The sequence below is a fragment of the Nakamurella endophytica genome (assembly GCF_014646215.1).
Taxonomy (GTDB): domain Bacteria; phylum Actinomycetota; class Actinomycetes; order Mycobacteriales; family Nakamurellaceae; genus Nakamurella; species Nakamurella endophytica.
The window spans coordinates 703,927-728,037 of record NZ_BMNA01000002.1; the positions used below are offsets into that span (position 1 = coordinate 703,927).

Genomic DNA, 24,111 nt, shown 5'->3' on the forward strand with positions numbered 1-24,111 from the left:
CACTGCGGCGATCGTGGTGTTCCTGTCCGCGGCGCTGGCCATACCGCAGTCGCTGCTGGGGGTGTCGAGCGTCGCCGCCGCGGCGGAGCCGACGCCGGCGCTCAGCGCCAAGATCAGTTTCCAGCCTGATGCGACCGCGAACCCGTCCGGTTTCACCAAGGACATCGGTGCTGCCTACAGCGACGGAACCGGTATGGGGTGGGTCCGACAGGACAGCCTCGCCACCGCGACCCACGTGCCCTACGCGGTCACGCTGAACACCCGGGACCGGAACGTCTGTACCGCGCTGCCTCTGCAGCAGCGGACCTTCATCCACATGCAGGCCCCCACCACGACCAGCACGAACGACGCCACGCCGGTGGCGTGGGAGTACAAGCTGGCGAACGGGCAGTACCAGGTCACCGTGGGCATCGGTGACCCGAACAAGGGCAACGACCCCGAGAAGCACGTGATCAACGTCGAGGGCGTCCGGGCGATCGACGAGTACCCGGCCTCCACCGTCGCCTCGTGCACCGCGACCACCACGACCACCGGGTTCAACCGGCTCAAGACCAACACCGTCTGGGCCACCGTCACCGACGGCAAGCTGACCGTCGACGCAATCGGCGGCTCCAACACCAAGCTGGCCTTCGTCACCATCGACTCAGTGCCGGTCACCGGCCTCACCGCGACCCCGGGCGCCTCGTCGATCGCGCTGGACTGGGACGACGTCGCGGGCGCTACGAGCTACCGGGTCTGGCGCTCGTCGAACCTCCCGGTCGCCACCACCGGCACTCCGCTGGCCACCACGACGACCTCGGACTACACCGACGCCACCGCCGCCAAGGGCACCGTCTACTACTACGCCGTGACGCCGGGCACCGGCACGGTGGGCGCGGTCCTGGGTGCGATGGTGGACGACGCCACGCCGAACCGGCCGACGCTGCCGTTCAAGGCCGACTTCGCGGAGTCCCCGGGCGTCGCCCCGGCGAGCGTCACCCCGAGCGGCTGGAGCCGGGACTACGGCCAGAACTACGCCAACACCCGCGGCTTCGGTTGGGTCGTCCCGGGCACCGCCACCCCGCTGAACCTGGTCGGCAACGGGCGCTCCCGCGTGGCCGGGACCTCGGACCCGATCAACAGCACGCTGCACATGCAGGGCAACACCGTCCCCGGCTTCGCGAACATCGGCGAGGCGGGCGCCTGGCAGGTCGCGGTCCCGAACGGCGACTACGACCTCGAGCTCGCCGTCGGAGACGCCAGCCCGGGCACCGACACCACCATCCACCGCATCAACGTCGAGGGCCGCAACGCGGTCGACAACTTCGCCATCACCGGCACGCCCAGCGGCGACGCCCGGTTCAAGATCGTCAAGCTCACCGCCGTCACGGTCTCCGACGGTTTCCTGACCGTGGACGCCATCGGCGGCACCAACACCAAGATCGACTACATCACCGTCACGCCGACGCCCGCCGACCAGCCGCCGGCCGCGCCGACCGCGCTGACCGCGACCCCCGGCGACGGCTCGGTGCAGCTGTCCTGGACCGCGCCCGTCGACACGGACCTCAAGGGCTACAACGTCTACCGCTCGACCGGCGCGACCGTCGACACCACCGGAACGCCGCTGAACGGCGCCACCCCGGTCAACGACACGAAGTACACCGACGCCGCCGCGCAGAACGACACCACCTACCGCTACGCGGTCGTCGCCGTCGACAACGCCGACCAGAAGGGCCCGGCGTCCACCAGCGTCACCGCGACGCCCGACGCCGCCACCCCGACCCCGGCCACGCTGCCGCTCAAGGTCAACTTCAGCGACCAGGCCACCGTGCCCGGAACCGGTTTCACCCAGGACTACGGCCAGGCGTGGAGCAACACCCGCGGCCGCGGCTGGGTCGCGCCCGGCACGCACACCCCGCTCAACCTGGTCGGCAACGGGCGCATCCGCGCGGAGCGCACCGGTGTCACGGTGGACGTCCGGCAGCGCGGGCTGATGCACATGCAGCCCACCGACATCGCCGGAACGTTCAACGGCGTCAAGGCCGACGGCTCCTACGAGGTCGCCGTACCGAACGGCAAGTACGTCGTCACGGTCAGCGCCGGGGACCAGCCGGGCGCCGCGAAGACGGGCTGCGCCGACCCCTGCTACGACAGCGTCCACGGCATCACCGTCGAGGGCACCAAGGCCATCGACGGCTTCCAGGCCACCGCCACCACCGAGTTCAGGACCGCGACCGTCACCGTGGACGTCGCGGACGGCCGGCTGACCGTCGACGCCACCGGCACCAACACCAAGATCAACTACCTGGACGTGGTGGCGGCCGACGTCGCGGCACCCGCGTCGCCGACCGGCCTGACCGCCACCGCCGGCGAGGGCAGGATCCAGCTGTCCTGGACCGCCGTCACCGAGGCCGACCTGGCGGGATACCAGGTGTACTCGTCCACCACCTCGCCGGTGGCGCTCACCGCGGCGAACCGGCTGACCGACGCCCCGCAGGCGGCGACCTCGTTCGCCCACACCGGGCTGGTCAACGGCACCCAGCGCTTCTACGTGGTCACCGCGGTCGACAAGGCCGGCAACGAGTCGCCGGCCTCCGACCCCGCGGACGCCACCCCGGCCGACACCACCGCGCCGACCTCCCCGGCCGACGTCACCGCCGTCGGCGGCGTCGAGAACGTCACCGTGCGGTGGAGCGCCGTCGCCGACGCCGACCACTACGACGTCTACCGCTCCACGAGCAGCCCGGTCGCGACGACCGCGGCCAACCTGGTCACCACCACCGAGGACGCCCAGTTCGTCGACAGCGGCCGGAGCAACGGCACCGAGCTGTTCTACGTCGTGGTCGCCGTGGACGAGGCCGGCAACGCCTCGCCCGCCTCGGACGAGGTCAACGCCACCCCGACCGCCGCGCCCGACGTCACCGCCCCCGCCGCGCCGGCCGGCGTGTCCGCCGCCGCGGGCGACAACAAGGTCACGCTGACCTGGACCGCCAACGACGAGCAGGACCTGGCGGGCTACAAGGTCTACCGCTCCGCGGTCGCGGGCGGCAGCCGCACGCTGCTGACCCAGACGGCCGTCACCGCCGCCACCTTCGTCGACAGCACCGCCGCCAACGCGACGCGGTACTACTACGTCGTCTCCGCGGTCGACCTGGTCGGCAACGAGTCCGCGGTGTCCGCCGAGGTCACCGCGCAGCCGGTCGACACCACGGCCCCGGCCGTGCCCACCGGCGTCGTCGCCACCGCGGGCGTCAACAGCATCACCGTCCGCTGGAACGCCAACACCGAAGCCGACCTGCGCGGCTACCGGATCTACCGCTCCGACACCGCGACCGTCGCCCTCGACGAGGACCACCTGGTGGGCCTGGTGCTCAAGAGCGGCGGCCGCACGTTCCTGGACTCCGACAAGGAGCCCGGCCAGAGGTACTACTACGTCGTCACCGCCGAGGACACCCTGCGCAACCAGTCGGCCGCCTCCGCGGTCGTCAGCGCCGCCGCGACGGCCGCTCCGGACACCACGGCGCCCGACGCCGTGACCGGACTGACCGCCACCGTCGCGGACCCCGCGGTGAACCTGGCGTGGACCGCCGGCACGGCCGCCGATCTGGCCGGCTACAACGTGTACCGGTCGTCCACGGCCGGCGGCAGCCGCGTCAAGCTGACCAACGCGCTGCTCACCGGCACGTCCTTCACCGACGGCACCGCCGTCCCGGGCACGACGGTGTTCTACGTCGTCACCGCCGTCGACAAGTCCAACAACGAGTCGGCCGTCTCCAACGAGGTCTCGGCGACCCTGGCCGCCCCGGCCGGCGTCAACGCCAAGATCAGCTTCCAGACCGACGCCGCGCCCGTCCCGACCGGCTACACCAAGGACACCGGCGCCGCCTACACCGCGGCCCGCGGCTTCGGCTGGATCCGGCAGGACTCGCTGGGCGACGCCACCCGCACCCCGCTCGACCTGTCGGCGAACACCCGGCTGCGCACCCGCACCGGCATCGACGCCCGGCAGAACAACATGATCCACATGCAGTACGGCGACATCGTGCCGACGCCGACCACCAACGGGAACCTCACGCCGGGCGCCTGGGAGTACGGCCTGCCCAACGGCCGGTACAAGGTCACCGTCAGCGTCGGTGACCAGCCGGGCGCCGCCAAGACCGGTTGCGCCGCACCGTGCTACGACAGCCAGCACAGCGTCCGCGCCGAGGGCGTCACGGCCATCGACCGGTTCCAGGCCACCGCCACCACCGAGTACCGGACGGCCACGGTCACCGTCGACGTCACCGACGGCAAGCTGACCGTCGACGCGCTGGGCGGCACCAACACCAAGCTGAACTACGTCGAGATCGCCAGCGCTGGCCCGGTCGCTCCGGACACCACCGCGCCCGCCGCTCCCGGTTCCGTCACCGGCTCCGCCGGCGACAACGCCGCGACGCTGACCTGGAACGCGCCCGCCGACACGGACGTGGCCGGGTACAACGTCTACCGCTCCACCGGCAGCACCGTGCCCGTGTCCGCGGACAGCAAGGTCAACAGCTCGCTGCTGACCGGCGCCAGCTACACGGACGTCACCGCGTCCAACGGCACCACCTACCGCTACGTGGTCACCGCGGTCGACCAGTCCGGCAACGAGTCCGCCGCGTCCGCGGCCGTCGCCGTCACGCCGACCGCCCAGGCCGCCTCGGACGTCGCGATCAAGGTCAACTTCGCCGACGCCGCCACCGCTCCCCCGGCGGGCTACCTGACCGACTTCGGCCAGGCCTTCGGCCCCCGGACCGGAGCCAACCAGGGCACCGGCAACAGCTACGGCTGGATCGACCTGGACACCGGCGCTCCGGTGTCGCTGGAGGGCAACGGACGCAACCGCAACACCGCGTCGCCGTCGGCGAACCAGCCCGACCTGCGGCTCGCCACGCTGATGCACATGCAGCTGGCCGCCACGGTGACCACCGGTGTGCACACCCCTGCCAAGTGGGAGATCGCCGTGCCCAACGGCGCCTACACGGTGACGGTCGCCGTCGGCGACGCCGGCCCGACCGTGGACAGCACCCACTGGATCAACATCGAGAACCAGAACGCCGTCGCCGGCTTCGTCCCGACGGCCACCAACAAGTTCGCCACCGCCACCCGGACCGTCGTGGTCTCCGACGGCCGGCTCACCCTGAGCCCGGCCGGCGGCACCAACACCAAGGTCGACTACGTCGACATCGCCAGCTTCGACCGGGCCGGCCGGCCGTACACCACGGCGGTCACCCCGGGCAACGGCGCCGGCAACGTGGTCACCAACTCCTCGATCACCGCCGACAACTCGCTGAACCCCGTCGTCGGCGCCGTCGACGAGACCACCCTGGGCAGCGGGCACGTCACGGTGACCCGGGTGTCCGACAACCGGGCCGTCGCGGGCACCGGCGTCACCAGTGGTGGCGGCGACACCGTGACCTTCCAGGCCGACGAGGAGCTCGACCCGAACACCCTCTACCGCTTCGAGATCACCGACGCCGTCAAGGACAAGAGCGGCCGCGCGTTCCTGCCGTTCTCCTCGGTCTTCACCACCCGCAGCGGGACCGGTGGCGGCCTGGGCAGCGTCGCGTTCACGCCGCAGGCCAGCGGTGCCTCCGCGGGCAAGAGCTACACGTCGGTGGTGATCGGCCCGGACGGCAAGCTCTACGCCGGCAGCATCACCGGCCAGATCTACCGCTGGACGATCAACGCCGACGGCACGCTCTCCGGTGAGGAGACGATCAACACCGTCCGCACCCACGCCAGCGCCAAGGGCTGGGAGGGTGCGCCGAACCGGACGGTGATCGGCATGGCGTTCGACCCGGCGTCCACGCCGACGAACCCCGTCCTGTGGATCACCGACAACTACGCCTACCTGGGCTCCGACGTCCCGGACTTCACCGGCTCCATCGCCCGGCTGTCCGGCCCGAACCTGGAGAACTACCAGGAGGTCGTCGTCAACCTGCCGCGGTCGATCAAGGACCACGAGACCAACTCGATCGCGATCAAGGACGGCAAGCTCTACATCATGCAGGGCTCCATGAACGCCATGGGCGCCAAGGAAGGCACCTGGCGGCGGGACGAGCACCTGCTGTCGGCCGCCGTGCTGCAGCTGGACCCGGCGAAGCTGCCGGCATCCCTGCCGCTGGACGTGGCCACCCCTGACATGGCGGTCCCCGCGCGGGGCACCGCGCCGGCGCACACCGGCACGTACGACCCGTACGCGCCCGGCGTCGCCCTGACGCTGTACGCCACCGGCGTCCGCAACGGGTTCGACATCGTCGCGCACAGCAACGGGCACCTCTACACCGGCGTCAACGGCTCCGCCGCCGGCGGCGCCACCCCGGCGTCGCCGAGCCCGCTGCCCGCGATCTGCGCCACCCGGCCCGACGGCCCCTACACCGGTCCGACGGCACCCGGGATCGCCAACAACAACCAGGCCGAGACCGACTACATCTTCGACATCCACCCGGGCAAGTACTACGGCCACCCGAATCCGCTGCGCTGCCAGTACGTCCTGAACGCCGGCAACCCCACCAACTACACGGGGAACCCGCTGTTCAAGGTCAACCAGTACCCGCTGGGCCAGCAGGCGGACCCGAACTACGACATCGCCAACGTCTACGACGCCGGCCTGCACGCCTCGGCCAACGGCAGCATCGAGTACAAGAACACCGCCGCCTTCGGCGGAGCACTGGCCGGCAAGCTGATCGTCGTCCGGTACAGCTCCAACCAGGAGATCGTGGCGTTCAACATCTCGGCCAGCGGTGCGGTCTCGTCCCCGGTCACCGGCATCACCGGGTTCACCGGCTTCCACCAGCCGCTGGACCTCACCGAGGACGCCAGCAACGGCAACCTCTACGTCACCGAGCTGACCGACAACCCGGCGACCACCGGCATCAAGCTGCTCAAGCCGGTCGGCGGCGGCACCGCGGGCAAGGCCCAGGTCACCTCGCGGTTGATCTACTCCGACGTCAAGGGCGGCGCCGCCAGCGCCGCGCAGAACGTCGTGGTCAAGAACGTCGGCGGTGCGCCGCTGACGGTGACCGGCGCAAGCCTCGCCGGCACCGACGCGGCGGTCTTCGCCCGCGCCGGCGGCCCGGCCCTGCCCGCGACCGTCGCCCCCGGCGACTCGATCAGCCTGCCGGTGACCTTCGCCCCGACCGCGGCCGGACCGCGGGTGGCGGAGCTGCAGGTGCGCACCGAAGACCCGGCCACGCCGGTGGCCAAGGCCGCCCTGCGCGGCCTGGGCACCGACGGCGAGGGCGGCTCCCTGGAGCCGTCGCTGCAGTGGATCCTCGACACCCTCGAGATCCCGGTGAACGTGGGCGATCCGGACAAGACCAACAACGACATGCCCGCGGGCAAGGCACTCATCGGTGAGGAGGTGGCCGTGACGTCCTTCACCAAGGCGGCGTTCGACCACGCCGTCACCGTCGAGCCGCTGTCGCTGTACGGTCCGGCCGGTCCGTCCGCCAACCCGAACGTGGTGACGGTCGGCGTGCACACCACCGGCAAGGCCACCGAGCGGACCCCGCTCTTCCGCGGACCGAACAGCTCCAACCAGACCCTGCTGCCGGCCGTCACCACGCTCGGCGAGTACGACCTGGAGACGCCGTTCGGCTTCGACTTCACCTGGCACGGGCTGTCCGACCGCACGGCGTACAGCGAGGACTCGCTGAACACCTGGGATCCGACGAACCCGCACAAGGTGCGCGTCTACCCGTTGAAGAACGCGGACGGCTCGGTCGAGCCCAACGCGTACGTGGTCGCCCCCGAGGACGTGCTGTCCCCGGTGGACTTCCAGGACGCGGTGATCATCGTCCGGAACGTCAGGCCGGCGGTCACCACGGGCGCCGGCAAGATCGTGGCGAGCCCGTCGGAGCTGGTGTTCAGCGGCGTCCGCGGCACCGTGACGGCAACCCAGCCGGTCACCGTGACGAACAATGGCACGACCCCGCTGACCATCTCCTCGGTCACCGCGACCGGCGCCAACGCGGCGTCGTTCACGGTCACCGGCACGCCGCAGACGCTGGCCGTCGGCGCCAGCGCCACCTTCACCGCCCGGTTCAACCCGGCGGCGGGCGCGGCGGCGGGCGTGTACAGCGCGGCGATGAGCGTGGCGTCGGACGACGCCACGCAGCCGACGCTGACGGTGGGCCTGTACGGCCTGGCGACCACCGGCGAGCAGGGCAACAACGAGCCCCCGCTCAAGCAGGTGGTCGACACGCTGGGCCGGCCGATCGATGTCGGTGGCACCGCGCTGGTGCTGGGCACCAACCCGGCGCCGATCGGCGACGAGGTCATCGCGCCGCTGTTCAAGAAGGTCGGCACCGGCCCGGTCACCATGAAGCCGGTCGCCCGGTACTCGCCGGACGAGCTGCTGCCCTTCGGCTGGTACACCGCGGAGACGGGTGACCCGGTCACCCACGAGGTGGCGACCATCGCCCTGGACAACGAGCAGACGCTCAACCCGCAGATCGTCGCCGGTGGGGCCTCGAGCTTCGACCCCGGCACCGCGTCCTTCGGGTTCTACGTCGACTCCAAGTCGTTCGGCCGCAAGACGTACACGCAGGACGGCCTGAACACGAACATCCCGCACGGGGCCCGCGTCTACCCGGCCAAGGACCGGTCCGGCAAGCTCCTGCCGTCCACGTACCTGGTCGGCTTCGAGGACGCGCAGAACGGCGACTACCAGGACTACGTCTTCGAGGTCAGCAACGTGACCCCGGCGACGTCCAACCAGCTGTCGCCGGTGGACCGGATCGACTTCCAGCCGGCCACCTCCACGGTCGCCGCCGGCTACAAGGCCGACACCGGCGCCGCCTTCTCGGCCACCACCGGCTTCGGCTGGGTGGTGCCCGGGACCAGCACCCCGCTGGACATGACGGCGCAGACCCGGGACCGGGCCGGCACCGCCGATCCCAAGCTCCGGACCTTGATCCTCATGCAGCCGACGGCGGCCCAGTCGCCGACCGGTCCGGGTGCGTGGGAGTACACGGTGCCCAACGGCACCTACGTGGTGACGGTCGGCGTCGGTGACTCCGGCTTCACCGACTCCACCCACACCGTCCGGGTCGAGGGCCAGACGGCGGTCAACGGCTTCGTGCCGACGACGGCCACCCCCTTCACCACGGGCACCGTGACAGTCCCGGTCACCGACGGGCGCATCACCATCGACGCCACCGGTGGCACCAACACCAAGGTCACCTACGTCGACATCGACCGCCCGGCGTCCGGCACCGACACCACGTCCCCGGCCGTGGGTCTCACGGTCACCGGCCTGCAGGCCTCGACCGGCGTCTACAAGAACAAGGCGACGATCACCGTCACCGCCAGCGACACCGGCAGTGGCGTGGCCAGCACCTCCTACAGCCTGGACAACGGGGCCTTCGCGGCCTACACCGCCCCGGTGGAGGTGACGGCACTGGGCACGCACACCGTGCGGGCCCGTGCCCTGGACGTGGCCGGCAACGTGACGACCACGACGGCGACCAGCTTCAGCGTCGTCGCCGCCACGGCCAGCAAGGCCGAGATCGTCCTGGAGAACGCCGACGAGGTGCCGTTCGCCGACCGGCTGACCATGAGCCGGATCCAGACGCCGGAGACCGGCACGCGCTGCCGGGACACCACCGCCTGCGATCCCGTCACCGGTCCGTTCTTCCCGGTCAACGTGGTGCACGACACGGCCACGCTGCGGATCCGCAACACCGGCACCGAGCCGCTGAACGTGACGGCACTGGACCTCACCGGTCCGTTCCAGCTGACCACCCCGCAGGCGCTGCCGCGCCTGGTGGCGGTCGGCGGCACCCTGGACGTCCCGGTCAAGTTCGTCGCCACCACCATCGGCACCGCCGGCGGCCTCTGGTTCGGCACCCTGACGGTCGGCTCCGACGACGCCGACGAGCCCACCCTCCCGGTGGAGCTCGCGGGCTTCTGGCAGAGCCAGTCCGAGAACAACCAGGAGCCGAGCGTCCCGGAGATGGTCCGGCTGTTCGGCTACGGCACGGCCATCACCGCCAACGGCACGCCGTTGAACGAGGACGGCCTGGTCCACGCCACGGGCGACGAGGTCCTGAGCCCGTACTGGGTGCGCGCCAACACCGCGCAGCCGGTGAGCGTGCGTCAGCTGGCGGCCTTCCACACCCAGGGCAACACGGCGACCTTCTACTGGCACGCCAAGGGCTCCAACAGCACGTCCGGCGTCTTCACCCACGCCGGCGTGGAGGGGCAGTCGATCCTCCCGCACCGCAACGGGTCCACCACCGTCGCCGCCGCCGGCACCTTCACGCCGACCGGCACCTTCGGGATCAAGATCGACGGCGAGTGGAGCGACGACACCAAGAACGACCAGACGGCCGACAAGACCAACGGATGTGCCGGTCCCTGTGGCCACCACGTCCGCGCCTGGGTCGCCCGTGACCGGAGCGGCGCCGTCATCCCCAACACCTGGCTGGTGTCGATGGACTACTCCGGCATCAACTACGACTACAACGACAACGTCTACCTGGTGACCAACATGAAGCCCGAGCTCGCGACGGATCCGGCCACGCCGGCTCCGCTGCCCGGCGCCTCGCAGCTCCGGCTGGGCTTCGACACCACCTACCCGGGCACCCTGGTGGACAAGGACGGCCAGACGACCGGCTTCCGGTCGACGCAGCCGAACAAGGTCGACGCGACGGTCGGCAGCAACTCGTACAACGCGGCGCTGCTCGACGTCGCCACGGCCGCCCCGGGCACCCTGGCGGTGACCAGCAGCGGCACGGCGACGGCCGGCACCAACGGCTCGAACGACAACACGCTGGTCAACGGCCTGCGGCTGCCGTTCGACGCCAGCGGCGGCGACTGGAGCGTGACCGGCCGGGTCCTCGGCCCGGTGACGATGCTGGACGCCGGCAGCGAGCAGGAGGGCATCCAGATCGGCCCGGACCAGGACAACTTCGTCAAGGTCGCGGCGATCAACAAGGGCGGTGTGCCGAGCATCGAGTTCTACTCGGAGCAGGCGGGCACCGGCGTGACCGTGGGGACGGCCGTCGCCATCCCGTCGGCGGCCTCGGTCACCACCCTCGACCTGGCGCTGCTCGGTGACCCGTCGACCGGCCGGATCTCGGCCGCGTACCGGGTCAACGACGGGGCCTGGGTGACCCTGCCGACGGCGCTGACCCTGCCGGCCACGGCGGTCGGGAAGTTCTTCGACCACCAGGCGCAGGCCGGCATCCTGGTCTCGCACAAGGGCGGGACGCAGTTCGTCGCGACGTACGACTCCTTCGCGGTGTCGGACGGCTCGGTGACCTCGGCCCCGGCGACCCGCGAGGCGCTGTACCGCCTGGATGTCGCGGGTGCCGGTACCTACACCGACACCAGGGGACAGGTCTGGACGCCGGACACCGGGCGCTTCTCGCCGGCGACGGCGATCGCCGAGGGTGCCACCACGACTCCGCTGGAGATCGCCGGCACCGACGACGACGTCCTGTACCGCACGTACCGCGGCAACGTCGGCAACGTGGCCCAGGACCAGCGGGTGCTGAGCTACTCGCTGCCGGCGCGGGGTGCCACCGCGGTGGACGTCCGGCTGCACTTCGCCGAGCGGGCGTCCGGGAACAACACCGTGGGCAAGCGGCTGTTCGACATCGAGGCGGAGGGCAAGGTGGTCCGCAAGGACTTCGACATCTTCGCCGCGGCCGGCGGGCAGAACACCGCCACGGTGCTGCCGATCAACAACGTGCAGATCGTGAACGGCGCCCTGAACCTCTCCTTCCGAGCCACGGTCGACTACCCGTCGATCGCCGCCATCGAGGTCCTCTGCCAGGGCCCGTGCCCGGTGGACACGACGGCTCCGGCCGCCCCCACCGGTCTGACGGCCACCGCCGGCACCGCCGGTGTGGCCCTGGACTGGGCGGACAACACCGAGTCCGACCTGATGGGCTACGACGTGTACCGGTCGACCAGTGCGACCGGCACGTTCACCAAGCTGACCAGCACGCCGGTCACCGGGTCCGCGTACACCGACGCCTCGGCCCCGGCCGCGACGACGCTGTACTACCGGGTCACGGCCTCGGACTCGTCCGAGAACGCCTCGGCGCCGTCGGCCACCGTGTCGGCGACGACGCCCGCTCCCCCGACGCCGACGGCGATCCGGATCAACACCGGTGGTGCGGCGCAGACGGTGAACGGGGTGGCGTGGTCGGCGTGTTCGTCGCTGACCGCGTGCAGCGGCTGGGTCAGTGGCGGTAACCCCTACTCCGAGGCCGACACCGTGACGGGCATCCCGGCCGGGATGAACAACACGATCTTCCAGTCGGAGTGGACCGGCACGGCTACCACGGGTTCGCGGGCCTTCGGGTTCGCCGTCCCGGTGGTCAACGGTGCCTACACGGTGCGGCTGCACTTCGCCGAGTTGAACAAGACCGCCGCCAACACCCGCACCTTCGACGTCCGGCTGGAGAACACCACCGTGTTGTCCAACTTCGACATCTGGGCGCAGGCAGGCGGTATCGACAAGGCGATCGTCCGGCAGTTCCCGGTCACGGTCACCGACGGAGTCATGACCATCGACTTCATCCGCCGCATCGAGAACGCCAAGATCTCGGCCATCGAGATCCTGCCGGCCGACACCACCGCACCCGCCCAGGTCACCGGCGTCACCGCCACCGGCGCCGCCACCGGCAACACCCTGACCTGGACCGCCAGGACCGAGTCCGACCTCGCGGGCTACAACGTGTACCGGGCCACGTCGGCCACCGGCACCTACACCAAGGTGGCCGGCCCGGTGACGGGCACGACCTACCAGGACACCACCGCACCCACCGGCGCGGCGTCCTACTACCAGGTCACCGCGATCGACCGGTCCGGCAACGAGTCCGTCCGCTCCGCCACCGTCTCGGCCACCCGGCCGGCGCCGGCACGGCAGCCCATCCGCATCAACACCGGTGGTCCGGCGGTGACCACCGGTGGGGTGAGCTGGCTCGCGGACCAGTACTTCACCGGGGGCAAGACGTACTCCAACGTCCGGGCGATCGCCGGGACCACGGACGACGTCCTGTACCAGAACGAGCGCAGCAACGCCTCGTTCAGCTACTCGATCCCGGTGGCGAACGGCACCTACGACGTCCGGCTGCACTTCGCGGAGCTGTACTGGGGTGCCACCGGCGGCGGGCCCGGCGGGACCGGGCACCGGCGGTTCAACGTCAACCTCGAGGGCGGGACGGTCGAGCTGGCCAACTTCGACCCCAACGCGGTGGCGGCCCCGCTGACGTCGATCGTCCGGACCTACCGGGTGACCGTCACCGACGGCAGGGTCGACCTGGCCTTCGCCGCCACGGTGGACCAGGCCACCATCGGCGCGATCGAGGTGCTGCCGGTGCAGTGAAGCCGTGCCGGCCGGGTCCCCCGCGGATCCGGCCGGCAGGGTTGCCCCTCCTGTCGGCGTCGGGGCCGACAGGCGGAGTGACCGTCGAGGCGGGCCGGATGTCCGACATCCGGCCCGCCTCGGCCGTTCCGGGCCCGCGGTCCGGGAGCCGCAGGACGCGCACCAGGCGACTCCGCCCGAGGGAGGTGAGGCACGGAGCGACGGTGCCAGCGGTCCCACGACCGGCCGAGCGCGGCCGTTCGGGCGGCGGTCGCCGGCAGCCGGCGGCCGCGCCGTCGACATCCACCCCGGCCCCGGCGACCGGGCAGGGATGCACCGGTCCCCGAAAGAGTGATATCCCTGCGACGGCGACTGTTGGTGAAGAACTCGTTTACTCGACACGTTCGGCCCAGTAAAGTCCCCTTTACTCGAACGGGACGCCACGGACAGTGGCCAGCCACCAGTGGCGTTCCACTCTTCGGGTCATCGTTCGATCTCCCGCCCACCCGTGGCGGGGGCAGGCTTCCCGGGGGGGACACCACCGTGCAGGCAGTGACCAGCGTCGGCCACGCTCACCATCCGGACCCGCACCATCCGGACGCGCACCATCCGGACGCGCACGATCCGGACGCCCACCATTTGGACGGGGTGGCATTCCAGCCGGATCGGACGCCGCCGGTCGGCACCACGTCGGTGCCCGCGGCCGATCCCGGCACGATCCGGGTCGCGGTGGTCGCGGACGACCCGGAACGGCTCGAGCTGGTCGCCGCCGTGCTGCACCGGCCGGACGTCGCGTCGGCACTCGAGGTCAGCCGGCTCCTCGCCGGTGAGTTCCTCGTCGTCGACACCGACGGCGACCTCACGACCCATCCCCGGTCCGCCGGTCCTGCGGCCCCCGTCGACGTCGCCGTCCTGCTGGCGCCGCTGGACGGCTCGCTGGTGCGGCTGGTGCACCTGCTCGTCGAGCGCCGGATCGCGCCCAAGCTCATGGTGCTGTCGGCGGACGCCGACATCGACCGCATCTCGCTCGTCGAGGCCGTCGGCGCCGGGGCGGACGGGTGGCTCGGCACCGACGTCCCGCCGTCCGCCATGGCCCGGACCATCCGCGGCGTGGTCGCCGGCGAACCCGGTTTCGCCCGACACCACCTGGCGCACCTGGTCGATGCCCTGCGGACCGCGACGACGCCGGTCGAACCGCCCGGGGAGGACGCTGCGGCGGTCCTCACCCGGCGCGAGCAGGAGATCGTCATCGCGCTGACCGTGGAACCGTCGACCAGGGCGGTCGCGCAGCGGCTCGGCGTGGCCGAGACGACGGTGCGGTGGCACACCGCCCGGCTGCTCAAGAAGCTCGGCATCGGCTCCCGGGACGAGCTGCACGACCTGCTGACGCGCTCGGCCATCCTCAGCACGATGGTCGACGAGCTCGCCGGTGGCGCAGCCGTCACCGTCACCGACGGGGCGGTCGCCACCGGCCCCGTCCGGGACGTGCTGCCCATCCCGCCCGTGACCATCCGGCCGCAGACGATCGCCGCCGTGCCGGCCGTGGTGACCCGGCTCACCGGGCACCACCGGGGCGCGGAGCGCACCGCCACGTCCTGGGCCAGCCTGGCGCAGAGCGAGCTGCGGATCGTCCGGCTCGTCGCCCACGGCATGACGAACCGCGAGATCGCGTCCCACCTGTTCCTGTCCAAGCACACGGTGGACTCGCACCTCAAGCGGGCGTTCGCCAAGCTGCACGTCCGCTCCCGGGTCGAGCTGACCCGCGCGGTGCTGGCCCACAACCCCGAGAGCCTCACCGGCTGACGGGATCCCGTGCCGACGGGGTTCGGCCGCGGCCGGAGGCCGTGGCCAGCGCCGGCCCGGGTCGCGACCTCAGACCGCGAGCACCGTCGGCACGATCATCGGCCGGCGGCGGTAGGTGTCGCCGACCCAGCGCCCGACGACGCGGCGCACCGCCTGCGCCACCCGGTGGGTGTCGGTGACCCCGTCGGCCTCGAGCTGGGCGAGCTCCGCCTCGACCAGCGGCACGACCTTGTCCAAGGCGCGGGGGTCGTCGGAGAACCCGCGACCGGACAGGGTCGGTGACGCGACGGCCCGGCCGGTGTGCGCGTCGATGGCCACGGTGATCGAGATGAAGCCGCCCTCGCCGAGGATCAGCCGGTCGGACAGGGTGGTCTCGCCGACGTCACCCACCGCGTTGCCGTCGACGAACACCATGCCGACGTCGATGTGCCCGGCGATCCGCGCCCGCCGGTCGACCAGGTCCACCACGGTGCCGTCCGGCGCCAGCACCACCCGGTCCGCCGGCACGCCGGTCAACCCGGCCAACCGCGCCTGCGCCCGCAGGTGCCGCCACTCGCCGTGCACCGGCATGACGTTGCGGGGCCGCACCGCGTTGTAGAGGAACAGCAGCTCGCCGGCCGACGCGTGCCCCGAGACGTGCACCCGCGCGGTGCCCTGGTGCACGACGGTCACGCCCAGCCGGGACAGCTCGTTGATCACGGTCCAGACGCTGGTCTCGTTGCCGGGGATCATCGACGACGCCAGGATCACCGTGTCGCCGGACCGCAGCTCGACCGACCGGTGCTCACCACGGGACATCCGGGACAGCGCCGACAGCGGTTCGCCCTGCGAGCCCGTCGAGATGAGCAGCACCTGGTCCGGCGGCAGCTCCAACACCTTGTCCAGGGCCCGCACCAGCCCGTCGGGTACCGACAGCAGCCCGAGCTCCTGGGCGATCTGCATGTTGCGCACCATGGACCGCCCGACGAACGCAACCTTGCGGCCGTAGCGGTGGGCGGCGTCGAGCATCTGCTGGACCCGGTGCACGTGCGACGCGAACGACGCGACGATCACCCGCTGGCTCGCCGAACGGATGTGGGCGTCGAGCACCGGGCCGATCTCCCGCTCCGGCGCCACGAACCCGGGTACCTCGGCGTTGGTGGAGTCGACCAGGAACAGGTCCACGCCCTCGTCGCCCAGCCGGGCGAAGCCGCCGAGGTCGGTCAGCCGGCCGTCCAGCGGCAGCTGGTCCAGCTTGATGTCCCCGGTGTGCAGCACGGTGCCCGCCGGCGTCCGGATCGCCACCGCCAGCGCGTCGGGGATGGAGTGGTTGACGGCGAAGAACTCGAGGTCCCAGGCGCCCGCCCGGCGGCGGTTGCCCTCGGCGACCACCTCGAGCTTCGGAGTGATCCGGTGTTCCCGGCACTTGGCCGCGATCAGGGCCAGCGAGAACCGCGCGCCGATCACCGGCAGGTCCGGCCGCAGCCGCAGCAACCACGGCAGCGCGCCGATGTGGTCCTCGTGGCCGTGGGTGATGACCACGGCGTCGATGTCGGCGACCCGGTCCTCGACCAGCCGCAGGTCCGGCAGGATCAGATCGACCCCGGGCTGGGCGTCCTCCGGGAACAGCACGCCGCAGTCGACGACCAGCAGCCGGCCGTCGTACTCGAAGACCGTCATGTTGCGGCCGATCTCGCCGATGCCGCCGAGCGCCACGACGCGGAGCGCGCCGCGCCGTAGCTGCGGCGGCGGTCCCGGCTCCTCGGTGCGCGCCGGCCCGCCGTTGCGCTGCGCGCCGCCGTTTCGTGGTTGGTTCACCGCAGGGGTCCGATCTCGTCGAGGTCGCGGGCGATCTGGTCGGTCTGTTCCGGTGTCGCCGGGATCTGCGGCAGCCGCGGGTCGCCGACGCCGAAGCCGGACAGCCGCAGCGCCGCCTTGGCGAAGACCAGGCCGGCGCCGCCGCCGGTCCGGGACATGGCCAGGTGCGCGGGCAGCAGGGTTTCGTGCAGCCGGCGCGCTGTCGCGTAGTCCCCGGCCGCGGCCGCATCGACCAGGGCACGCACGTGCGGGCCGACGACGTGCGAGATGACGCTGACCACCCCGACCGCGCCGACGCTCATCCACGGCAGCGTCAACGGGTCGTCCCCGGAGTAGTACGTCAGGTCGGACTGCGCGATGACGGTGGAGCCGGCCAGCAGGTCGCCCTTGGCGTCCTTGACGGCCGTGATCCGCGGGTGCTCGGCGAGCCGCAGCAGGGTCTCCGGCGCGATGGCCACGACCGACCGGGCGGGGATGTCGTAGAGCATCACGGGCAGCCCGGTGGCGTCGGCGACCGCGGCGAAGTGCGCGAGCAGGCCGGCCTGCTGCGGCCGCGAGTAGTACGGCGTCACGACGAGAAGGCCGTGCGCACCGGCCTTCTCCGCCTGCCGCGCCAACTCGGCGGAGTGGGCGGTGTCGTAGGTGCCGACCCCGGCGACGACGGTGACCCGGTCCCCCACCGCCTCGAGCGTGGCCCGCAGGACCGCGACCTTCTCGGCGTCGGACGTCGTCGGCGACTCGCCGGTCGTCCCGTTCACCACCAGGCCGTCGCTGCCGGAGTCCGCGAGGCGCTCGGCCAGTGCACCGACCGCCGCCAGGTCCAGCTCGCCGGACGCGGTGAACGGGGTGACCATCGCGGTCAGCACGGTGCCGAACGGACGTCCCGCCCGGCCCGCCGGACCCGCCTGCAACGTCGTCATGCCCTGAACCTACCGGGGGGCACCGCCCGTCCGGTGCCCGCCGACCGGCACGCCGCGACCGGGCCGCGGCCCGCTCCGGCGCGGTTCACAGCCCGTGCCGGGCGCTCGTCGCGGCGGCGACCGCGTCCGGTGGGCCCGACAGCTCGACGTCGACGGCGTCGCGCCCGGTGACCCACAGCACCAGGTCGCCCGGGGCGCCGGTGACGGTGACCACGGGCTCCCGGCGCCGGAGCACGACGGGATCCCCGGCGGCCGGGCCGGTGGGGACGGCGGTCACGCCGACGGGCGACCGGCGCAGCGCGGTCCGGCCGACGAAGCCGGACAGCACGGTGCGCAGCTCCCGGTCGACGTCCGGAGCCAGCGACCGGGGCTGCCAGCCGGGCACGCCCCGGCGGGCGTCTTCGTGGTGGATGAACATCTCGCCGCTGTTGGCCAGCTCGTCGATCGGCCCCCAGCCGAACGGCGCCCACCGCGGCGGTCCGCCGCGCAGCATTTGGACCTGCTCGGCCCACGGCCGCGTCCGGTAGCCCCGGCTCACCACCTCGGTCCAGCGGTGCAGGGGTGGGACGAACATGCCCACCGCCGCATCGGGCCGGCGCTCCCGGACCAGCAGGTGGGCGAGCAGATCACCGGTGGTCCAGCCCTCGCACAGCGTCGGCCGGTCCGGGCCGGTCTCGAGCAGGAGGTCGGCCAGGGCGGCGCGTTCGGTCCGGGCGAGGCTCACCCGGCCACCGTAGCCAGTGGACGGTCCGGGCCGGCCCGGCGGTGCCGGGCCCGACCGTCGAGCGGTCGGACGCCGGACCGCCGGCCGGACGGATCAGGCCTTGGGCGAGATCGGGGCGCCGGAGTCCGCGGAGAGCTCGGGGTCGTAGGGGCTGCCCGTCGGCGAGCTGTCCAGGTTCGACGGCGGGTTGGCGACCAGCTGGCTGCTGCCCGCGTCGGTATCCGGGGTCTCCTCCAGCCCGACCGGGTAGACCGAGACGTAGAAGCCGCTCTGGACGTCCTCGGGGAGGCCCTGCTCGACGAGGAAGGCCTTGGCGGCGGCGGCGACGTCCTCCCCGACCGGCACCGGCAGGTCGAAGGCGTGCCCGGAGGACAGGTTGGTCAGGGCGTGCGTGGAACTGACTGGCATGGGCGTCTCTCTGCTCGGCGGATGGACGCTGCATCCTTACCCGGGCTCCGAGCGTGTCACACCTGGCCCAGCCGGGACGGCCCGTCAGTGGCCCACGGCCCGCTCGGCGTGCGCCCCGGTCAGCGACCGCACCTCCATCTCCGCCCACTTGGCGTCGTCGCGTTCCCGACTGGTCAGCGTGCCGAGGACGGCGAACAGGAAGCCCAGCGGGATCGAGACCAGGCCCGGGTTGGTCAGCGGGAACCAGTGGAAGTCGATCGACGGGTCGGTGAACAGGCTGGCGGCCTTGCCGGTGGTGGCGTTCACCGCGCCGCCGGAGACGTTGGGCGAGAACACCAGCAGCACCAGGGCGGACAGCAGTCCCCCGTAGATGCCCCAGGTCGCGCCGCGGGTGTTGAACCGGCGCCAGAACAGCGACAGCAGGATGGACGGCAGGTTCGCCGAGGCGGCGATCGCGAAGGCCAGTGCGACCAGGAACGCGACGTTCAGGCTCTGCGCCGGGATGGCCAGTGCGATGGACACGGCGCCGATCACGACGGCCGAGATGCGCCCCACGCGCACCTCCTCGGCGTCGGTCGCCCGCCCGCGGCGGATCACGTTGGCGTACAGGTCGTGAGCCAGGGACGAGGACGAGGCCAGCGTCAGCCCCGCCACCACCGCGAGGATGGTGGCGAACGCAACCGCGGCGATGACCGCCAGCATGAACGCCCCGAGGCCGGTGCCCGGCCCGCCGCCCAGCGCCTCCGCCAGCTGCGGCGCCGCGGTGTTGCCGGCGGCGTTGCGGCTCACGATGTCCTGCTGCTTGAGCAGCGCGGCGGCGCCGAAGCCGATCACCAGGGTCATCAGGTAGAAGACGCCGATCAGGCCGATGGCCCAGTTCACCGAGCGCCGGGCGGCCTTGGCGTTGGGGACGGTGTAGAAGCGGATCAGGATGTGCGGCAGGCCCGCGGTCCCCAGCACCAGCGCCAGCCCCAGCGAAATGAAGTCCAACTTGGACACCAGGGTCGTCCAGGCGCTGGCCGATTCCTTGCCGTAGTTCAGTCCCGGCTCGAGAAAGCCCGGCTTGCCTGAGTTGTCGCGCGCCGCGCCGAGCAGCGAGGACAGGTTGAACCCGTACTTGCCGAGCACCCAGAACGTCATCACGGCGGCGCCGACGATGAGCAGCACGGCCTTAATGATCTGCACCCAGGTGGTGCCCTTCATGCCGCCGAACACGACGTAGACGACCATCAGCACGCCGACACCGGCGATCACCAGGTTCTTGGCCCCCGGCGAGGTGATGCCCAGCAGCAGGGCGACGAGCGTTCCGGCGCCGACCATCTGGGCCAGCAGGTAGAAGATCGACACCACCACGGTGGAGATGGACGCAGCGGTGCGGACCGGACGCTGCCGCATCCGGAAGCTCAGCACGTCGGCCATCGTGTACTTGCCGGTGTTCCGCATCAGCTCGGCGACCAGCAGCAGAGCCACCAGCCAGGCCACCAGGAAGCCGATCGAGTACAGGAAACCGTCGTACCCGTACAGCGCGATCAACCCGGCGATGCCGAGGAACGAAGCGGCGGACATGTAGTCGCCGCCGATGGCCAGGCCGTTCTGGAAGCCGGTGAAGGACCGCCCGCCGGCGTAGAAGTCGGCCGCGGTGCGGTTGTGCCGGCTGGCCCAGACGGTCACCCCCAGGGTGATCGCCACGAAGGCGGCGAAGAGCACGATGGTCAGCGTCTGGTGACCCGAGGCGGGCTCGTCGGCGGCCAGCGTGCCTGCGGGAACACCGGTTCCCGCGGTCAGCAGGGCGTTCACCGGGCACCGTCCTCGATCTCGTCGCGCAGCTGGTCGGCCAGCGGGTCGACCCGGCGGTTCGCCCGGCGTGAGTAGGCGATCGCGATGAGGAACGTCGAGACGAACTGCAGCAGGCCGAAGATCAGCCCGATGGTGACGTTGCCGAACACCTTGACGTTCATGAAGCCGCGTGCGTAGGCAGCGCAGACGACGTACAGCAGGTACCAGGCCAGAAAGGCCACGGTCACCGGGAACACCCAGCTGCGCACCGCGTGGCGCAGTCGTGCGAACTCCGGCCCGGCCTGGACGGTCTCCCAGTCCGGGGCGGCGCGGTGGGTGACGAGTGGATCGGCCATCGGAGCTCCTTTGCACCGGGCGAAGCCGCACGGCATGACCTGCGCCACACCGGTCGAACGCCCGTCACGGTAAACACCCGGTCAAGGACGGTCAACGACCGCCGCGTGTGTCGCGGCGGGCGTCAGCGCACTCCGGGTGCCGACGCGGATCCGGAGGAGGCCGCCCGGCGCTGCCGGCAGCGCCGGGACGCGGCCGCGCCCGTGCGCGTCCGCGCCACTGCGCGACCGGCCGCCGACCGGGTCGCCGTCCGGCACCGGGCGCCGAGAAGCGCGGGCCCTGTCCGCGGGCCTGTCGACGCGTCCGGCTCGGCCGGCTCGGTGACCTCGGCCGGCTCAGCCCTCGCCGACCAGCGGCGACGCGGCCATGGTGGTGCCGTCCAGGAGCGAGCTGATCCGGAAGTCCGCGAACACGTTCGGCGCCTCGGCGCGCAGCAGCTCCAGGATCCGCACGGCCAGCGACCGGATCTCGACGTCCACGGAGTCCGTGCCCCGCATCCCGACGAAGTGACGCCACGCGCGCAGGTTGCCGGTCACCACGGCGGCCGTCTCGGTCGCCGCCGGGAGCACCGCCTGGGCGGCCTGCCGCGCCTGCTTGCGGGCCAGGGTGCCGTCGGGCGCGTCGACGGCCCGCTCCTGCAGCGTCCGGAGCAGCCGTCGCTGCGCCTGTGCGGCGAGTTCGGTGGCCGCCCGGAAGTCCTCGCTGGCAACGCCTTCCGCGGCCACGGCCGGCGGCACCACGGCCGGCAGCCCGGCGTCCGGCACGTACCGCGGCGACAGCTCGGACACCGACAGATGCCGGTGGCGCAGCAGCTCGTGGGTCACTCCGCGGGAGATCCGGCGCAGGTAGAACGTCGCGCTCGCGTGCTCGAGCACCGACAGGTGTCCGACCTGCAGGATGTGCGCGAGGTATCCGGCGTTGCTGGCCGTCGCCGCCACCGGTTTGTCGAACGACTGGTAGCAGGCGCGCCCGGCGAACTCGGCCAGCGCCTGGCCGCCCTCGGCGTCGGTGTCGAACTCCAGGTCCGCCGGCGGGACGAACCGCGTCACCCCGACCAGGGTGACCCACGGACCGGTAGGAGCCGGAGCGGCCAGCGCGGACCCCCGCTGGTCGGCGACGGCACCGCCGGGCACGGACGGCGCCGTGGCGCCGTCCGTGGCGGTGGACGCGACGTCGGGACCGGGCATCAGCCCATCCTAGGAAGCGCCGGGCGACCGTCCGGGCATCGCCACGGACAGGACCACGGACACGGAGCCGGACACGCCCCGAAGCCGGCACTGCCGTGATGTCGCGGCGATGTCACATCGGCTCTTGCGTGACGTCACCTGTGGTGCCACTCTGGCGTCATGGATCTCTCCCCCCACATCGCATCGCTCCGCGAGGACCTGCTGGCGGCTGCAGCCGTCGGCGGAGACGACATCCGCCAGGCCGCGACCGTGCTCGGTGCGGCGATCGAGCCGGCCGCCCGGCTCGCGATCATGAGCGCCCTCTCCGAGCTCGCCGCGGAGGTCACCGACGCGCTCGGCGACACCACCGTCGAGATCCGGCTCGACGGGCGCGACGTCCGGGTGACGGTCGACCGCGGTCGGGCCGCCGACGAGGACGAGGACGACACCGACGCCGTCGAGGCGGACGGGGCGGGCTGGCGGGGCCCCGGTCCCCGATTCTCCTGGGAGCAGGGCAGCGACAACCTGCGCCGGGTCGTCCAGGAGGCCAGCGGCGAGCTGTCCAGGACCACGGTCCGGCTGTGGAACGACCTCAAGGCCCAGGCGGAACGCGCGGCGGCGGACCAGGGCGTGTCGCTGAACACCTACATCTCCCGGGCGGTGCACGACTCGGTGCGCGGCGCGGTTCCGACCGGACGCAAGGGCGACCAGCCCGGCGACCGCCGGGACCGTCGGGGCCGCGGTGGCCGCACCGTCACCGGCTACTTCCAGGCCTGAGATCCGCCGACCCGGTGGGGAACGCCACCGGGTCCGTGCCCGTTGCGGGCACCCCGCCGGTTCCCCGGCGTCCCCAGCACCTCCCACCGACCCGAGTCGAGGTCCCCTCCGTGTACACCTACCTGACCCCCGAACCGCTCACCGTCGAGATCCGCAACGCCGCCGGCCAGGTCCACATCGACCTCTCCGACACCACCACCAGCACCGTCGACGTCACCGCCACCGGCGGCCCGCTGGGCTTCCTGGACGACGTCGTCCGCGCCTTCGGCGGCAACGGCCGCGGGCGCGGCTGGGGCTTCGCCGGCGGCGCCCAGCGCCCCGGCGACCCGGCGTCCGCCGGCGACCCTGCCGATCCCGCGGACCGGGTGCGCGTCGAGCACACCGCGTCCGGCGAGGACGGCGGCCGGCTGATCGTCGACACCGACCCGGCCAATGCCGGCTGGCGCACCGCCTTCGTCGTGCGGGTGACGGCACCGGCGCACTCCAGCGTCCGCGTCCAGAGCCACTCCGCCGACGTCACCGTCACCGGCCCGGCGGACCGGGTGGAGATCAGGACCGCCTCCGGTGACGTCCGGCTGACCGAGGCGCGGTCCGACCTGGCCGCGCACACCGCCTCCGGCGACGTCCACGTCGACCGCGCCGGCGGCTCGGTCGACGTGCGCAGCGCGTCCGGCACGTTGCACGTCGGCGAGGTCGCCGGCGACGCCCTCGTCCGCGCGACCTCGGGGAACGTGCACGTCGGGCCGGCCGACGGCGACGTCTCCGTGCGCAGCGTGTCCGGTGACGTCCGGATCACCGACGTCGGCGGCGGTCGCACCGAGGTCGACTCGGTGAGCGGCGACGTCGAGATCGGCGTCCGGCAGGGCACGCGGGCCTCGCTGAACCTGTCCACGCTGAGCGGGTCGACCGACACCGAGTTCGAGGTCAGCGACACCGCGCCGGACGGTGACGCCCCGCTGCTGGAGATCCGGGTCCGCACCACCTCGGGCGACATCCGGCTGCACCGGGCCGCCCACCTGGCGGCCTCCCGCTGACCGGCGTCCCCGCCGGGGGCCGGGC

11 protein-coding genes are annotated in these 24,111 nt (G+C 72.2%); 4 read left to right on the forward strand and 7 right to left on the reverse strand.

The window, feature by feature from the left end:
- Positions 1-13: 13 nt before the first annotated feature.
- A complete protein-coding gene (locus IEY37_RS22505; protein ID WP_188940705.1) occupies positions 14-13,348 on the forward strand; it encodes a malectin domain-containing carbohydrate-binding protein in 13,335 nt (4,444 codons plus the stop codon).
- A gap of 627 nt (positions 13,349-13,975) precedes the next feature.
- Positions 13,976-15,130, forward strand: coding sequence for a response regulator transcription factor (locus IEY37_RS06720; RefSeq protein WP_188940706.1), 1,155 nt, complete (start codon positions 13,976-13,978; stop codon positions 15,128-15,130).
- 69 nt (positions 15,131-15,199) lie between these two features.
- On the opposite strand, the gene IEY37_RS06725 is transcribed toward IEY37_RS06720, so the two are convergent.
- The 7 genes from IEY37_RS06725 to thyX all read right to left on the reverse strand — a co-directional run bounded on the left by IEY37_RS06725 (position 15,200) and on the right by thyX (position 22,296).
- Positions 15,200-16,927 (reverse strand): ribonuclease J, encoded by a 1,728-nt coding sequence (locus IEY37_RS06725; RefSeq protein WP_188940707.1) that lies wholly within the window; start codon positions 16,925-16,927, stop codon positions 15,200-15,202.
- The gene (dapA, locus tag IEY37_RS06730; RefSeq protein ID WP_188940708.1) at positions 16,924-17,847 is read right to left on the reverse strand and encodes a 4-hydroxy-tetrahydrodipicolinate synthase; all 924 of its coding nucleotides are present in this window, start codon (positions 17,845-17,847) and stop codon (positions 16,924-16,926) included. The genes IEY37_RS06725 and dapA overlap by 4 nt, the downstream gene beginning before the upstream one ends.
- A gap of 85 nt (positions 17,848-17,932) precedes the next feature.
- On the reverse strand, positions 17,933-18,571 hold the full coding sequence (locus IEY37_RS06735) for a TIGR03085 family metal-binding protein (protein WP_188940709.1): 639 nt from the start codon (positions 18,569-18,571) through the stop codon (positions 17,933-17,935).
- A 93-nt stretch (positions 18,572-18,664) separates the two neighbouring features.
- Positions 18,665-18,979: a hypothetical protein gene (locus tag IEY37_RS06740; RefSeq protein WP_188940710.1), complete on the reverse strand. Its 315-nt coding sequence runs from the start codon at positions 18,977-18,979 to the stop codon at positions 18,665-18,667.
- A gap of 84 nt (positions 18,980-19,063) precedes the next feature.
- The gene (locus IEY37_RS06745; RefSeq protein WP_229674012.1) at positions 19,064-20,776 is read right to left on the reverse strand and encodes a monocarboxylic acid transporter; all 1,713 of its coding nucleotides are present in this window, start codon (positions 20,774-20,776) and stop codon (positions 19,064-19,066) included.
- Positions 20,773-21,111: a DUF485 domain-containing protein gene (locus tag IEY37_RS06750; RefSeq protein ID WP_188940711.1), complete on the reverse strand. Its 339-nt coding sequence runs from the start codon at positions 21,109-21,111 to the stop codon at positions 20,773-20,775. Before IEY37_RS06750 ends, IEY37_RS06745 begins: the two co-directional genes overlap by 4 nt.
- 333 nt (positions 21,112-21,444) lie before the next feature.
- Entirely contained in the window at positions 21,445-22,296 is an 852-nt protein-coding gene (gene thyX, locus IEY37_RS06755) for an FAD-dependent thymidylate synthase (protein ID WP_188940712.1), read from the reverse strand.
- A 159-nt stretch (positions 22,297-22,455) separates the two neighbouring features.
- On the opposite strand from thyX, the gene IEY37_RS06760 reads away from it, so the two are divergent.
- Together IEY37_RS06760 and IEY37_RS06765 are read left to right on the forward strand one after the other, a co-directional pair.
- Entirely contained in the window at positions 22,456-23,052 is a 597-nt protein-coding gene (locus IEY37_RS06760) for a toxin-antitoxin system HicB family antitoxin (protein WP_188940713.1), read from the forward strand.
- 110 nt (positions 23,053-23,162) lie between these two features.
- A complete protein-coding gene (locus IEY37_RS06765; RefSeq protein ID WP_188940714.1) occupies positions 23,163-24,086 on the forward strand; it encodes a DUF4097 family beta strand repeat-containing protein in 924 nt (307 codons plus the stop codon).
- Positions 24,087-24,111 lie beyond the last annotated feature (25 nt).